The organism is Kitasatospora nipponensis, from assembly GCF_039528135.1.
Classification (GTDB): Bacteria; Actinomycetota; Actinomycetes; order Streptomycetales; family Streptomycetaceae; genus Kitasatospora; species Kitasatospora nipponensis.
Window position 1 is genome coordinate 1 of the sequence record NZ_BAAALF010000497.1, and the last position, 1,108, is coordinate 1,108.

Annotated in this window: 1 protein-coding gene and 1 pseudogene; both read left to right on the forward strand. The window is 69.6% G+C overall.

Annotated features, from left to right (window positions below):
• Positions 1-426 precede the first annotated feature (426 nt).
• On the forward strand, positions 427-816 hold the full coding sequence (locus tag ABD323_RS41450) for a hypothetical protein (RefSeq protein ID WP_344447259.1): 390 nt from the start codon (positions 427-429) through the stop codon (positions 814-816).
• A pseudogene (locus ABD323_RS41455) lies at positions 813-1,108 on the forward strand (TOMM precursor leader peptide-binding protein); the annotation flags it as partial. The gene ABD323_RS41450 and the pseudogene ABD323_RS41455, both read left to right, overlap by 4 nt.

A 1,108-nucleotide genomic window follows, 5' to 3' on the forward strand; every position in this document is an offset into this window, starting at 1 on the left:
ATCGATCCGCTCGCGCGCCGTCAACTTCCCCTTGGCGTGCTGCGCCTCGGTCGCCCTCTCATCCGGACCGCGCCGAACCTGCTCGCGCAGCTCCAGCAACTCCTCGACCCGCTCCACAGCGGTCATAGGTCCCCTCCGATTCACCCGAGCGCTACGGGGCCGTACCCCGCAGTGCCGTCGGCCGGCCAGGTCGATGGCTGCGGTCACGCTGGGAGAGCCACCTCGTGGGCTCCTGGAGGACTACTCGACAATCCCCCGTCCAGGGCGATTTTCGACTCATCGAATGATCGTGACTTCTTCATGTCACAGCGATGAGCGAGGCACTGGTCAAGGATCGCTCAAGTCTCGTTTACTCCTTGCCTGAGCCCGGCTCCAGCATGCACCCCATCGCGGCCCGAGAACGGCCGGAGTAACGGAGGCACGAGCATGTCGATCGACCAGGACTGGCGTTTCGCCGAACTGATCGTGCGCTCATGGACCGAACCCGATCTGAGGAGTCGCTACCAGGCGAACCCGTCCGAGGTACTGGCCGAGGCCGGCATCACCGCCGCCCCCGGCGAAGCACTGCCCGCCCTGCCGGCCGGTGAGGACCTGGAGGTCGTGATCGACCTCTTCGAGACCCTGCCGGACCAGCCCCCGGCCACCGGCTTCTGTCTGAGCATCAAGGACCACGAACCCACCGCCTTCTGCCTGAGCATCCGCGACCACGAGCCCGCCGCCTTCTGCCTGAGCATCAAGGACCACGAGCCGCAGGCGCTGGACACCTGCCTCGACGCACGCGCCGCCGTCACCGGAAGCGGGGCGCTGGCGATATGACGGACCGCGGGGGGAGGGGGCCGGCACCTCTGATCGGCTTCAAGTCGCACCTGCGCCCGGAGGTGATCCCCGGCGACGCCGTCTACCTGATGTCCGAGCACGGCGTGGTCGCGGTCCGCGGTCCGCACATGGCCGCCCTGGCTCCGCTGCTGGACGGCACCCGCGACCTGCCCGCGCTGCTGCGTGAGGCCGCACCCGCCGTTCCCCCCGCGCAGGTCGCCCAGCTGGTGGGTCAGTTGACCCGCGGCGGGCTGCTGGACCACCGCCCGCCCGCGGCCGCCCGCCGCACCAT